Source organism: Streptomyces lincolnensis (assembly GCF_001685355.1).
Taxonomy (GTDB): Bacteria; Actinomycetota; Actinomycetes; order Streptomycetales; family Streptomycetaceae; genus Streptomyces; species Streptomyces lincolnensis.
This window is the reverse complement of record NZ_CP016438.1, coordinates 4,710,608-4,722,535: the sequence shown is the minus strand read 5'-3', so window position 1 is coordinate 4,722,535 and position 11,928 is coordinate 4,710,608. Positions and strand designations below refer to the sequence as shown.

At 71.2% G+C, this 11,928-nt stretch carries 15 protein-coding genes; 6 read left to right on the top strand and 9 right to left on the bottom strand.

Annotated features, from left to right (window positions below):
• Positions 1 to 121: 121 nt before the first annotated feature.
• The 4 genes from SLINC_RS20935 to SLINC_RS20920 form a co-directional block, all read right to left on the bottom strand.
• On the bottom strand, positions 122 to 307 hold the full coding sequence (locus SLINC_RS20935) for a hypothetical protein (RefSeq protein ID WP_067435287.1): 186 nt from the start codon (positions 305 to 307) through the stop codon (positions 122 to 124).
• 27 nt (positions 308 to 334) lie between these two features.
• A complete protein-coding gene (locus SLINC_RS20930) occupies positions 335 to 1,375 on the bottom strand; it encodes a S1C family serine protease (RefSeq protein WP_067435284.1) in 1,041 nt (346 codons plus the stop codon).
• A 156-nt stretch (positions 1,376 to 1,531) separates the two neighbouring features.
• Complete coding sequence (locus SLINC_RS20925; RefSeq protein ID WP_079164640.1) at positions 1,532 to 2,554, bottom strand: LacI family DNA-binding transcriptional regulator; 1,023 nt, start codon at positions 2,552 to 2,554, stop codon at positions 1,532 to 1,534.
• Positions 2,555 to 2,649: 95 nt separating this feature from the next.
• On the bottom strand, positions 2,650 to 3,429 hold the full coding sequence (locus SLINC_RS20920; protein ID WP_067435278.1) for a response regulator transcription factor: 780 nt from the start codon (positions 3,427 to 3,429) through the stop codon (positions 2,650 to 2,652).
• Between the two features lie 119 nt (positions 3,430 to 3,548).
• Between SLINC_RS20920 and SLINC_RS20915 the strand changes: the two genes are divergently transcribed.
• From SLINC_RS20915 to SLINC_RS20905, 3 genes are read left to right on the top strand one after another with little or no spacing between them, the layout of a single operon-like run.
• The gene (locus SLINC_RS20915; protein WP_079164639.1) at positions 3,549 to 4,451 is read left to right on the top strand and encodes an alpha/beta hydrolase; all 903 of its coding nucleotides are present in this window, start codon (positions 3,549 to 3,551) and stop codon (positions 4,449 to 4,451) included.
• A 36-nt stretch (positions 4,452 to 4,487) separates the two neighbouring features.
• The gene (locus SLINC_RS20910) at positions 4,488 to 4,742 is read left to right on the top strand and encodes a MoaD/ThiS family protein (protein ID WP_067435275.1); all 255 of its coding nucleotides are present in this window, start codon (positions 4,488 to 4,490) and stop codon (positions 4,740 to 4,742) included.
• A 2-nt stretch (positions 4,743 to 4,744) separates the two neighbouring features.
• Positions 4,745 to 5,962: a hypothetical protein gene (locus SLINC_RS20905; RefSeq protein WP_067435272.1), complete on the top strand. Its 1,218-nt coding sequence runs from the start codon at positions 4,745 to 4,747 to the stop codon at positions 5,960 to 5,962.
• Positions 5,963 to 6,109: 147 nt separating this feature from the next.
• Here SLINC_RS20905 and SLINC_RS20900 read toward each other — a convergent pair whose 3' ends face one another.
• From SLINC_RS20900 to SLINC_RS20880, 5 genes are all read right to left on the bottom strand, one after another.
• Positions 6,110 to 6,373, bottom strand: coding sequence for a DUF3099 domain-containing protein (locus tag SLINC_RS20900; protein WP_067435268.1), 264 nt, complete (start codon positions 6,371 to 6,373; stop codon positions 6,110 to 6,112).
• 88 nt (positions 6,374 to 6,461) lie between these two features.
• On the bottom strand, positions 6,462 to 6,749 hold the full coding sequence (locus tag SLINC_RS20895) for a DUF1416 domain-containing protein (RefSeq protein WP_007382995.1): 288 nt from the start codon (positions 6,747 to 6,749) through the stop codon (positions 6,462 to 6,464).
• Between the two features lie 73 nt (positions 6,750 to 6,822).
• Complete coding sequence (locus tag SLINC_RS20890) at positions 6,823 to 7,662, bottom strand: sulfurtransferase (protein WP_067435265.1); 840 nt, start codon at positions 7,660 to 7,662, stop codon at positions 6,823 to 6,825.
• A gap of 386 nt (positions 7,663 to 8,048) precedes the next feature.
• Positions 8,049 to 8,774, bottom strand: coding sequence for an LmeA family phospholipid-binding protein (locus tag SLINC_RS20885; RefSeq protein ID WP_067435262.1), 726 nt, complete (start codon positions 8,772 to 8,774; stop codon positions 8,049 to 8,051).
• A 139-nt stretch (positions 8,775 to 8,913) separates the two neighbouring features.
• Positions 8,914 to 9,276, bottom strand: coding sequence for a DsrE family protein (locus SLINC_RS20880; RefSeq protein ID WP_067435259.1), 363 nt, complete (start codon positions 9,274 to 9,276; stop codon positions 8,914 to 8,916).
• Positions 9,277 to 9,419: 143 nt separating this feature from the next.
• Between SLINC_RS20880 and SLINC_RS20875 the strand changes: the two genes are divergently transcribed.
• From SLINC_RS20875 to SLINC_RS20865, 3 genes are read left to right on the top strand one after another with little or no spacing between them, the layout of a single operon-like run.
• The gene (locus tag SLINC_RS20875; protein ID WP_079164637.1) at positions 9,420 to 10,178 is read left to right on the top strand and encodes a hypothetical protein; all 759 of its coding nucleotides are present in this window, start codon (positions 9,420 to 9,422) and stop codon (positions 10,176 to 10,178) included.
• On the top strand, positions 10,175 to 11,044 hold the full coding sequence (locus SLINC_RS20870) for a hypothetical protein (RefSeq protein ID WP_225988316.1): 870 nt from the start codon (positions 10,175 to 10,177) through the stop codon (positions 11,042 to 11,044). The genes SLINC_RS20875 and SLINC_RS20870 overlap by 4 nt, the downstream gene beginning before the upstream one ends.
• Entirely contained in the window at positions 11,041 to 11,910 is an 870-nt protein-coding gene (locus SLINC_RS20865) for a hypothetical protein (RefSeq protein WP_107406651.1), read from the top strand. The genes SLINC_RS20870 and SLINC_RS20865 overlap by 4 nt, the downstream gene beginning before the upstream one ends.
• Positions 11,911 to 11,928: the final 18 nt, after the last annotated feature.

The window sequence follows — 11,928 nt, the reverse complement described above, 5'->3', positions numbered from 1 at the left end:
GGGGCCAACAGGGAACGGAAGGGGCGGAAAGGGCGTTGAACGCTCTCAGCCTCGCATGATTCCCGGCCGGCACTGTAGGAGGAGCTGGGAGGAGCTGAGGGGGACCTCGGACCGGTCGCGATCAGCCGCGCAGGGCACGGCGGCGCCGCCGTGCGGCCGCGGCCGTCGCGCGGCGGCCCGCCCCGGTGGCGAGGGCGACCTCGGGTGCCCGCGGCGCCGGAGCGTGCAGCTCGTGCGCCACCGCGAGGGCGAGGGCGAGCCCGGCCGGACCGGCGCCGGCCACCGTGTGCGAAACCTGCTGGATCATGACGTGCTCCTCACGAGGGTGCCGGTGTCAGCTGTCGGAACCGCCGGCCCGCAGGGTGGCCAGGTCGGACTTGACGGTGTTGATCGGGATGGCGAAGCCGAGGCCCTGGTTGCCCGCGTCGGCGGAGCTGGCAGCGGAGGAGTACATCGCCGAGTTGATGCCGATGATGTTCCCGTTCATGTCGATCAGGGCGCCGCCGGAGTTGCCGGGGTTGAGCGAGGCGTCCGTCTGGAGCGCCTTGTACGTCGTCGTGGACGAGCCGGTGTCGCCGTTGAACTGCTGACCGCCGAACTCGAACGGCCAGCCGCCGCCCCCCTGCTGTTGCTGCTGCTGTCCCTGGTCCTCGTCCGTGGAGACGGTCACGTCACGGTTCAGGGCGGAGACGATGCCGCTGGTCACCGTGCCGGTCAGACCCTCGGGGGAGCCGATCGCCACGACCTCGTCGCCGACCTGCACCCCGTCGGAGTTGCCGAGGGTGGCCGGGGTCAGACCGGAGGCGTTCTCCAGCTTGATCAGGGCGAGGTCCTTCTTGGCGTCGGTGCCGACGACCTTCGCGGTGTAGGTCTTGCCGTCGCTGGTGCTCACCTTGATGGTGGAGGCGCCGGAGACGACGTGGTTGTTGGTGATGATCTCGCCGTCGCCGGTGATGATCACGCCGGAGCCGGTGGACTCACCCGCGTTCGAGGTGGCGTTGATCTCGACGATGCTCGGGCTGACCGCCTTGGCGACCCCGGAGACCGTGCCCTTCGCGGAGGACGGCACCACGTTGGTGCTGGTGCTGCTGGAGGCGACCGTGTCGTTGCCGGTCAGCTCCTGGATGCCGTACGCGGTGCCGCCACCGATCGCCGCGGCGACGATCGCCACGGCGGCCAGGAGGGCGAGCGGGCCCCGGGTGCGCTTCTTCGGAGCGTGGGCGGGGGCTCCGGGCCCGGGGAGCACGGCGGTCGGCTGGGCCGGCGGCTGCACCGGCGGGGGCGGCCACTCCGGGTTCACGGGGGAGGAGGCGTGCTGCTGGGCGCCCTGGTACGGGTTCTCGTACTCGCCGTCGCGGCGGAAGCTCTCGGTCATGGCAAACAGCTTGTCCGCCGTCCATGAGAGCTCCCTGAGTGCCGGCTGAGAACCCCGGCAGAAGCTGGTTCGCCCGATATAAAGACGCTTCTCGCAGCTTGCGGGGCTCTCTCAGGAAACCTTCAGGAAGCCACCTTCAGGAAGCCATCGGCGCTCTCACGAGCAGCCGCAGGACCTGCGCACCACCAGCCGGGACGGGAACTGCTTCAACCGCTCCCGCCGGGACCCCGTCACCCGCAGCCCGTCGTCCAGCACGAGATCCACCGCGGCCCGGGCCATCCCCGACCGGTCCGAGGCGATCGTCGTCAGCGGCGGATCCGCCAGCGCCGCTTCCTTGATGTCGTCGAAGCCGGCCACGGCCAGCTGACCCGGCACATCCAGCCGCAGCTCCCGCGCCGCACGCAGCACGCCGATGGCCTGGTCGTCGGTGGAGCAGAAGATCGCGGGCGGCCGCTGGGGCCCGGAGAGGATCTCCAGGGCTATGCGATACGCGTCGTACCGGTTGTAGGGCGCCTCGAAGAGCCGGCCCTGCGTGGACACCCCCGCCTCGTGCATCGCGCGCCGCCAGCCCTCGACGTGGTCGGAGACGGGGTCGCCGACGGAGGGGGTCTCGGCGGTGCCGCCCACACAGGCGACGTACTCGTAGCCGTGCTCCAGCAGGTGCTGTACGGCGAGCTGGGCGCCGCCGACGTCGTCGGTGACGACGGCGACGTCGTCGATGGCCTCGGGGCGTTCGTGCAGCAGGACGACCCGCGCGTCCCACGCCTCGATCTCGGCGGCGGCCAGGTCGTTCAGCGCGTGCGAGACCAGGATCAGGCCGGAGACCCGCATCCCGAGGAACGCCCGCAGGTAGTGGACCTCGCGCTCGGCGACGTAGTCGGTGTTGCCGACCAGGACCATCTTTCCGCGCTCGGACGCGGCCTGCTCGACCGCGTGCGCCATCTCCCCGAAGTAGGGCTGGCGGGCGTCGGGCAGGATCAGGCCTATGAGATCCGTGCGGCGGGACGCCATCGCCTGGGCGACCCGGTCGGGCCGGTAGCCCAGTTCCTTGATCGCGGCGAGGACACGCTCGCGCGTGGCCGGGGCAACCGGCCGGGGTCCGTTGTTGATGACATAACTGACGACGGCGGTGGACGTCCCCGCCAGTCGCGCCACATCATCCCTGGTTACCTTGGCCACGGCCGGAGTCTACGCGGATGGACCAGTCCTGGGCAGGGCGTCAAGCGGGCTCCCTGCGCCCTCTGTGCGGAACCGGTGCCCGCCACCGGCCCTCGCTATGCCTCGGCCGGGATCTCGGTCTCGTCCAGAGCGGCCGTCTCGTCCGCATCCTCCGGCTTTGGCCGCGCTGCCGCGGCCTTCGCCTCGTCGCTGACACGGTCGCCCTTCTCGGGCGTAACGAATCGATAACCGACGTTCCGGACGGTCCCGATCAGCGACTCGTGCTCGGGTCCGAGCTTGGCGCGCAGCCGACGTACGTGGACGTCGACCGTACGGGTGCCGCCGAAGTAGTCGTAGCCCCAGACCTCCTGGAGCAGCTGGGCGCGGGTGAAGACGCGGCCCGGGTGCTGGGCGAGGTACTTGAGGAGCTCGAACTCCTTGAAGGTCAGGTCGAGGACCCGGCCCTTGAGCTTCGCGCTGTAGGTGGCCTCGTCGACGGAGAGGTCGCCGTTGCGGATCTCCATCGGGGAGTCGTCGTTGACGATCTGCTGTCGGCCCATCGCGAGACGCAGGCGGGCCTCGACCTCCGCGGGACCCGCGGTGTCGAGCAGGACGTCGTCGATGCCCCAGTCGGCGGTGACGGCGGCGAGGCCGCCCTCGGTGACCACCAGGATGAGCGGACAGCCCGGACCGGTGGAGCGCAGCAGCTGGCACAGGCTGCGCACCTGCGGAAGGTCACGGCGTCCGTCGATGAGGATGACGTCGGCACCAGGGGTGTCTACGAGGGCGGGGCCTTCCGCCGGAGCCACGCGCACGTTGTGGAGCAGCAGCCCGAGGGCGGGCAGCACCTCCGTCGACGGCTGGAGGGCATTGGTCAGGAGTAGCAGAGAACTCATACGACTGGTTCCTCCTCGGTCCCGGCGAGGTCGCGGCTTTCGTATACAGGGGTATCCGAAAGCACAAAAGGACCCGGGGGCTGCATTGCCCGAGTCCTCTGTTGAGGAGAATAGCCCACATGGGCATGGATCCGGCAGGTCGTGTGGTGCGTTCCACCGCACGTCCACACTCTGAGACGAGCAGACACGCACCTATCCGGACGTTTCTGCACACGGTCGACGGTGTGACGATCGATTCCGTATACGATCCGCCGGCCGTTGTATACGACGCTTCCGCGCCACCTGCACGTGACCTGGTGTTCGTGATCGCGCACGGTTTCACGGGCGATGTGGATCGTCCTCATGTTCGCCGGGTGGTCAAGGCGTTCACGCAGTACGGCGCCGTCGTCACGTTCTCCTTCCGCGGCCACGGAGCCTCCGGCGGGCGCTCGACGGTCGGTGACCGCGAGGTGCTGGATCTGGCCGCCGCGGTGCGGTGGGCGCGCTCCTTCGGCCACGAGGGCGTGGCGACTATCGGCTTCTCCATGGGCGGCTCGGTGGCCCTGCGGCACGCGGCCCTGTACCGGCCGGAGGGCGGGCCCGACGGATCGGGTGGGCCCGACGGCTCGGGGCGCGCGGGGCGCACCGGAGCGCATACCGACGCGGTGGTTTCCGTGAGCGCTCCCGCTCGCTGGTACTACCGCGGCACACCCCCTATGCGCCGCCTCCACTGGCTGGTAACCCGCCCCGAGGGCCGTCTGGTGGGCCGCTACGGCTTCCGTACCCGTATCCACCACCGTGAGTGGGACCCGGTGCCGCTCTCCCCGGTGGAGGCGGTCCCGCGGATCGCCCCGACCCCTCTCCTGGTCGTGCACGGCGACCGGGACGGCTACTTCCCCCTCGACCATCCCCGCATGCTCGCCACCGCCGCCGGTGACCACGGCGAACTCTGGCTGGAGCCGGGCATGGGCCACGCGGAGCACGCGGCCACGGACGAGCTGCTGGCCCGGATCGGGTTCTGGGCCCTGGCACAGGGCGGCTAGCCTGACGGGGTACACAGCCGATCGAAGAGGAACCGCATGCCAAAGGTCACGGTGCGCTACTGGGCCGCCGCGAAGGCCGCGGCCGGCGTCGCCGAGGAGCCGTTCGACGCGGCCACGCTCGCCGAGGCGCTGGACGCGGTGCGTGAGCGACACCCCGGTGAACTCACGCGCGTCCTGCGGCGATGCTCCTTCCTCATCGACGGTGACCCCGTGGGCACCCGCGGACATGAGACGGTACGGCTGGCCGACGGCGGCACGGTCGAGGTGCTCCCGCCGTTCGCAGGAGGGTGACGATGACCGACCAGCCGTATCAGGGGCAGTACCCGCAGGACCAGCAGCCTCAGGGGTACGACCCGTACCAGCAGCAGTCACAGCCGCAGCAGGCCTGGCCGGGGTACGAGGGGTACCAGGGGCAACAGGGGCACCAGGGGTACGAGGACCCGCAGGCCGCCCAGCAGCACACGCAGCAGTGGCAGGGGCAGACCTGGGAGACCCAGGTCCACCAGCAGGTGTCGCAGCAGGTCTCCGCGGCCGAGACGGCGTACCTGCCGCAGCAGGCGCCGGCACAGGCCGCGTACCCGTCGCCGTACGACCCGCCCTACGGGCAGCCGCAGCCGCAGCCACCGCACCAGCAGCCGCCACACCAGCAGCCCCAGCAGCCGCAGGCGGCCCACACGCCGCCGCCCGCCGGGCCGCCCCCGTCCGACGGGGCCGCCGCCTCCTACGGCCCCGCCACCGTCGCCGGCAACGCCCGGATCACCGATGCGCAGCGGGCCCGGCTGGAGGGCCGGTCCCCGATCATCGAACCCGGCATGCAGCCCGCCGCGCTCACCGCGCTTCTCGGCCTGCTCCTGTCCGGTGCGGCGGCTGTCGGGTCGTACGCCCTCCTCGTGCCGCTCGTCGTCCTCCAGGCCGTGACGGCCGCGGGCTGGTTCCGGCTGAACGGCATGTGGCCGGCCCGGCAGGGCATCGCGCTGGCGTTCCTGGGGGCGCTGGCGGCGGACGCCACGCTCCTCACGGCCGGCCGTGAGAACGCGCCCGCCGCGATCCTCGGCACCCTCGGCGTGTGGGTGCTGCTCTCCCTCGTCCTCCAGCTGCGCTCGCACGCCGAACCGGACGAGCGGATGTACGGCCTGATGGCGACGGTCGCCTCGGCTGCCCTGGCCATCGTCGCCACCGGTCACCTCGCCGCCGACCCGGACGCGGTCACCGTCGGCGCGGCCGCCGTCGCGGTCGCAGTCCTGGCCCGCGCCCTGCCGCTGCCGACCCCGGCCTCCGTGGCCGTCGCCCTGCTCGCCGCGGCCGGTGCCGGTGTCGCGGTCGGCGGCATGACGGACCTCGGCGCGAAGGGCGCCCTGCTGGGCGCGGGCGCGGCGGTCTGCGCGCTGATCGGCCACCGGGTCGCCGGCTACGACTACCCGTCGCGCTTCGTCCACTTCACGGCGGGCGTCGCCCTGCCGCTGGCCGCCTCGGCACCGGCGGTGTACGTGCTGGGACGGGCGCTGAGCTGAGGCAAGCGGGTTCTCGCCCCCGCCGCCCCTACCCGTCCCATCCCTGGGGGCTGCCGCCCCCAGACCCCCGCTTCGGCCCTGAAGGGGCCTCGTCCTCAAACGCCGGACAGGCTGAAGATCAGCCCCTCCGGCGTTTGAGGGAGCGCCCTACTCCTGCCGCCGTTTCCTGCCGTCCAGCTCGTCCCACCACTCGTCGGACTTCGGGTCGCCGGACGGGTCGTCCCACCAGCGGTCGTCGGGGCCGCGGCGGTTGGCGACCATGGCGGCGACCGGCGGGATGACCATCGCCACCACACACATGCCGACGGCCACCGGCACCGACCAGATGCGGACGACCGACCAGGCCAGGACGAACAGCCCGATGCAGGTGCCCATCATGGCGAAGTACACGTGACGTCGCCGTGCGTACATACCTTCAGGGTAGGCCCGGACACGGCGAAGGGCCGCACCCCCGGTGTCCAACCCGTGGGTGCGGCCCTCGGCCTTGCTCGGCGTCCCGTCAGACGGCGATCGCGACCTCCGCGAGGCCGCCCTGCTGGGCGACGACGGTACGGTCGGCGGTGCCGCCGGGGACGAGGGCGCGGACGGTCCAGGTGCCCTCGGCCGCGTAGAAGCGGAACTGTCCGGTGGCGGAGGTGGGGACCTCCGCGGTGAACTCGCCGGTCGAGTCCAGCAGGCGGACGTAGCCCACCACCGGCTCGCCGTCGCGGGTCACCTGACCCTGGATCGTGGTCTCACCGGGCTTGATCGTCGAGGCGTCGGGGCCGCCGGCCTTCGCTCCACACATGTCTTTCTCCAAGAGGGGTCTGACCGGAAGGAAGGCCGGTCGGGATTGCGGGACTTGTCGCTCGCTGCCGGACTTACTTGTTGGCGCCGAGCTCGATCGGAACGCCGACCAGGGAGCCGTACTCGGTCCAGGAGCCGTCGTAGTTCTTGACGTTCTCGACACCGAGCAGCTCGTGCAGGACGAACCAGGTCAGCGCGGAGCGCTCACCGATGCGGCAGTAGGCGATGGTGTCCTTCGCGAGGTCGACCTGCTCCTCGGCGTAGAGCTCCTTGAGCTCCTCGTCGGACTTGAAGGTGCCGTCGTCGTTGGCGTTCTTCGACCACGGGATGTTGCGGGCGGACGGGACGTGGCCCGGACGCTGCGACTGCTCCTGCGGCAGGTGGGCCGGGGCGAGCAGCTTGCCGGAGAACTCGTCGGGCGAGCGCACGTCGACCAGGTTCTGCGAGCCGATGGCCGCCACGACGTCGTCGCGGAAGGCGCGGATCGCGGTGTTCTGCGGCTTGGCCTTGTAGTCGGTCGCCGGACGCTCCGGAACCTCCTCGACCAGCTCGCGGGCGTCCAGCTCCCACTTCTTGCGGCCGCCGTCGAGGAGCTTGACGTTCTCGTGGCCGTAGAGCTTGAAGTACCAGTAGGCGTAGGACGCGAACCAGTTGTTGTTGCCGCCGTAGAGGATCACCAGGGTGTCGTTGGCGATGCCCTTCGCGGACAGGAGCTTCTCGAAGCCCTCCTGGTCGACGAAGTCGCGGCGGACCGGGTCCTGGAGGTCCTTGGTCCAGTCGATGCGGATCGCGTTGCGGATGTGGTTCTTCTCGTAGGCGGACGTGTCCTCGTCCACTTCCACGATCGCGATGTTCGGGCTGTCGAGGTTGGCCTCGACCCAGTCGGCGTCGACCAGGACGTCGCTGCGGCTCATGCTCTTTCTCCTCCGGGGCAGTTGCGGCGGGGCGTGCGAGAAGGGTGCGCGTGGCGCACGAATGCCCTTGCACAGGGCGGGGGATGCGGAGGCCGGTGCCGTCCGCTCAGAAGGGGCGACAGAGCATGGCGGCGACGCGGCACAGGTCTACTGCCCGCCGCTTCGTGAGATCCGCCTGTCGCTTCATAAGGCTCGATCGTAGGGACGGACAGGCGGCCATGTCACCGGTGTGTCGCATTTTGAGATGCGATCGTCCGGGATGTGGGATGAAGAACCCGCCCGGGCCGTGCGGACACGGTTCCCGGGCGGGCGTGGTCGTCATCACAGCCGTGGAACGGACGCCGGCGTCTCGCCTTTCGGACACCTGGCGTCCATCGAAGGCGGTTCTACCCGGCCAGCTGGACGTTCGAACCCTTCACCGTGATGTCCACACCGTTCTGCGCGGCCTGCACCTTGTCGAGCTTGATGCCGCCGGGCAGGCCCTCGATCTTCTGCTCGAAGTCGGTGATGGAGCGCACCTCGTTCTCGGCGGCCTGCACCCCGCCGAAGCTGGGGACCGAGTCGGCGTGCACCCGGACGGTGTCCCCCTCGACGGTGACGGTGCTCAGGACGGAGACCGGCTGTTGCAGGGCGCTCACCTTGACGTCGACCTTGATCTTGCCGTTGCCGCCGTCGGAGAGGCCGACGACCTTGGCGGTGATGCCCAGCGGGAGTTCGGTCTCCTCGGACGCGGCGGTCTTCAGCAGCTCGGCGTAGGTGATGGAGGCCGTGCCGGAGGCCGTCGTGGCGGTGGCGGAGCTGTAGTCGCCGGAGAACGCGACGCCCCGCATGTTCGCCTCCAGGTCGTCGATGCGGATCTTCTGCCCACCGGTGCCGGTGTCCGCCTCGTAGTCCTTCATGCCGACCCGCACGTCGTCCAGCTCGCCGCCGGCCACCTGGGTGAGGAACGGGAAGCCCTCGATCGACACGTCCGGCGTCGAGGCCAGGCCCTCCTGGGTCCTGAGCCGGTCCGCGACCTCCCCTTCCGCGAAGTGGACCGCCACGCGGTCGGCGACGACGAAGAGGCCGCCGAGGATCACGGCGACGATCAGAAGTATTCGCAGGGCGCGCATGCGGTGGGTCCCCCCAGGGGCGGCGGTGTTCTCGACGGACGGGTGGCCGTCGAGCGTGAGAGTAACCCTGCGGCGCCCGACGCCCCGAGAATTGTCGATCAGCTGTGACAGGACCCGCGGGGGTGACGCCCGACGGCACTCAGTAGACGAGCGCCTGTGTCTCGTCCCCCAGCGCCTCCTGTACGAAGACCTGTGCGCCGGCGATCCGGACGCCGTCGATGACGTCCTTCTCCGTGATGTCCCGGCGGGCCGCGCACTGCGTGCACAGGGTCACACGGCCCCCCGCGAGGAGGGAGTCGAGCAGGTCCGGCAGCGCGGCGGCGTGCGGGAGTTCGAACTCGGCCGCCCTGCCCGGCAGCGCGAACCACGCCGACTCCCCGGTCAGCCACAGCGAGACCTCGACACCACTGGCCACGGCCACCGCCGCCACCGTGAACGCCTGGGAGCAGCGCTCGGGGGCGTCGGCCCCCGCGGTCACCTTGATCACGAGCCTCTTCTTCATGCGGCGAAGCGTAGTGCGGGCCGGCCCGCCGTCGCCGTTTCGTGATCGGTTTCCCTACAACCGCGGGTGTCGGCCGTGAGTCTCCTGTGAGCGCGCGTACGGAACGCGCGCCTCATGTCGTAGGGGACGCAGTGGAAGTACCCGTGGAAGCACCCGAAGCAGTACCCGAACCGGAAAGACCCGTCGCGCCGCGGCCGCGCCGCCGCGGCCGTACGGCGCTGTTGATCGCCGGGGCCGCCGTGCTCGGCGTCGTCGCCGGTACCTGCACCGGCTACGTCGTGCAGGCCGGCCGCGAGCCGACGAAGCTGCCGTCGCTGTCCCAGCCGACGCTGCGGGAGGCGAAGGGGGAGGGGCCCGAGCCGCTGTCCGCCGCCCAGGACCGGCGGGCGAGGACCGACGGCGACCTGCGCAGGCTGCTGCTGAAGAAGCCGGGCGGTGCGAAGGACGCCACGTGGCTGAACGTGGACGACGGCTGGATGGACCTGGCCGCGTACGCCGACAGCTACCAGAAGCCGGACGAGATCTTCGGCGAGCTCATCGGCGACGAGTTCCGCCGGGCGGCCGTCATCGGCTGGAAGGCCGGCGGCGACACCACCGTGGAGATCCGGCTGATCCAGTACCGGCAGGAGGAGGCCGTCGCGGCCGCCGACCGCGCGGAGAACAACCAGTACTGGGCCGGGGACGAGGACGACACCGACAGCTGGACCGTCCCGGGCACCGGCAACGGCATGGTGTACGTCCACAACAAGCCCGAGACCGAGGCCGGCTACGTGCCGATGTACACCGCGGAGGCGTTCGCCTGGCGCGGCGACATCGCCGTGGAGATCTGGATCCACGACAGCAGGCCGATCACCAAGAAGAAGATCATGGACCTGGCAAAGCGGCAGATGGAGCGGCTGTGAGCGAGCACCCCAACGAGCCGCGCGAGGCGCCGGAACCCGTCGCCGGCCAGGTCGGCCAGGTCGGCCAGGTCGAGTTCGTCGCGCCCGCGACGCCCGTCGCCGCCCCGCCCGCCAAGAACCCCGCCCTCCGTCGTCGTATCGCCGCCGTGGCCGGGTCCGTGCTGCTGGCCGGGGCCGTCGTCGCCGGGGTCGCCGGCACCGCCGTCGTCGTGAACGCGGCCGACCGGGACGCGGGCGACCCCGTCTGGACGTTCCCGAAGCCCACGGAGGACACCGGGAAGGCGCCCACCGCCGAGGGGCTCGCCGGCCTGCTCGTGCCGTACGGGACCGACGGCTGGGTCAGGGGCCCGGACCTCGGCGCGTACGGCTCCGACGCGCAGCTCAGCGGCGCCCAGGCGACCGCGCTGCGCAAGGAGTCGCTGAGCGGTCTGCCGCGGAGCCAGCGCAAGGGGCTGGAGAAGCAGATCGACCGGCAGAAGCTCACGGGCATGGCGATGCGCAGCTACCTGAGCGGGCAGCCGTACGCCCTCGACAACAACGACGGGATCTACACGGTCAGCATCGTGCTGGCGCGGATGGAGTCCCGGGCGGCCGTGAAGGACATCTCCACCTTCCAGCAGGAGTTCCTCGACGCGCTCGACGTCTTCCGCAAGGGCCCGGAGATCAAGGGCCACAAGAACGCCGAGTGCTTCCTGCCGCCCAAGGACGCCGACACCGACCTCGACAGCGTCTTCTGCTCGGCCTATCAGGGCGACGTCCTGGTCACCGCCACCGCGGACGGCGTCAAGCCGATCGACGCCAAAGGGGTCGCGATGCTGCTGAGCGAGCAGCTGGACCGCATATCCGAACCGGGGGAGGCGGTATGACCACCGACCAGCCACAGACCATCGACGGCGAGCCGCGCGACACGGAGCCCGCCCCGCCGCCCCCGCCCCTCATGACGCCCCCGCCCCCGCCCGCCCCTTCCGCCCCCAAGGACCGCCGTGCCCTGCGCGCCGTCCTGCGCTGGACCGCGGCCGTCGTGGTCTTCGCGGCCCTCGGCACGGCGTCGGCGTACGGGATCACGCGGATGGAGCGGACGGACGTACCGGGACTCGCGACGGAGTCGGACGGCCGGTGGGCGTATCCCGAGCTGACGAAGCCGCCGCTGCCGTCCGGCAGCCCGGAGCCCTTCGCCGACGCCAACAAGGCCGGCGCCCACTACGCCGACCTGCGCGCCCTCCTGCTTCCCGCTCCCGAGGGCGGCACGGAGGACAAGGCGCTGCGCGGCTCGGACGGCTGGCTGGCGACGAAGGACTTCCTGGCCGAGTACGAGACGGAGGAGCGCGACGAGTTCCGGCAGGAGCTCACCGACAACGGCCTCCGGCACATCGCGGCCCGCGGCTGGACCACGCCGGACGGCACCCGCACCCGGGTCTACCTCCTGCACTTCGACACCGCGGCCGTCGCGGACGAGCTGTACACGGACCTCGCCGCTGCCGACAGCCCCGGCCACATGCTCGACGGCAGCGAGGTGCTCGCCTTCGACGACCAGTACCCGGAGGTGGCCCGGGCCGACCACGTCGAGCGCTCGGTCTACGTCGAGAACAAGCCCTACGGCGCCGAGCAGGTCCGGCAGGCCTACCTGTCCGCCGGGGACGTCCTCGGCGTGATCATCCAGTCCCGCAGGGGCGCGGCCGAGGCCGTTCCGTTCCAGCAGACGGTGACCTTGCAGAGCCAGCTGCTGGGCTGACACAGAGCACCGGGCCCC

Excerpts from the sequence above, each read along its gene's own strand:
- SLINC_RS20935 (WP_067435287.1), bottom strand. The coding sequence starts at position 307 with ATGATCCAGCAGGTTTCGCACACGGTGGCCGGCGCCGGTCCGGCCGGG.
- SLINC_RS20930 (WP_067435284.1), bottom strand. The coding sequence starts at position 1,375 with ATGACCGAGAGCTTCCGCCGCGACGGCGAGTACGAGAACCCGTACCAG.
- SLINC_RS20920 (WP_067435278.1), bottom strand. The coding sequence starts at position 3,429 with ATGAGTTCTCTGCTACTCCTGACCAATGCCCTCCAGCCGTCGACGGAG.
- SLINC_RS20915 (WP_079164639.1), top strand. The coding sequence starts at position 3,549 with ATGGGCATGGATCCGGCAGGTCGTGTGGTGCGTTCCACCGCACGTCCA.
- SLINC_RS20910 (WP_067435275.1), top strand. The coding sequence starts at position 4,488 with ATGCCAAAGGTCACGGTGCGCTACTGGGCCGCCGCGAAGGCCGCGGCC.
- SLINC_RS20905 (WP_067435272.1), top strand. The coding sequence starts at position 4,745 with ATGACCGACCAGCCGTATCAGGGGCAGTACCCGCAGGACCAGCAGCCT.
- SLINC_RS20900 (WP_067435268.1), bottom strand. The coding sequence starts at position 6,373 with ATGTACGCACGGCGACGTCACGTGTACTTCGCCATGATGGGCACCTGC.
- SLINC_RS20895 (WP_007382995.1), bottom strand. The coding sequence starts at position 6,749 with ATGTGTGGAGCGAAGGCCGGCGGCCCCGACGCCTCGACGATCAAGCCC.
- SLINC_RS20890 (WP_067435265.1), bottom strand. The coding sequence starts at position 7,662 with ATGAGCCGCAGCGACGTCCTGGTCGACGCCGACTGGGTCGAGGCCAAC.
- SLINC_RS20885 (WP_067435262.1), bottom strand. The coding sequence starts at position 8,774 with ATGCGCGCCCTGCGAATACTTCTGATCGTCGCCGTGATCCTCGGCGGC.
- SLINC_RS20880 (WP_067435259.1), bottom strand. The coding sequence starts at position 9,276 with ATGAAGAAGAGGCTCGTGATCAAGGTGACCGCGGGGGCCGACGCCCCC.
- SLINC_RS20865 (WP_107406651.1), top strand. The coding sequence starts at position 11,041 with ATGACCACCGACCAGCCACAGACCATCGACGGCGAGCCGCGCGACACG.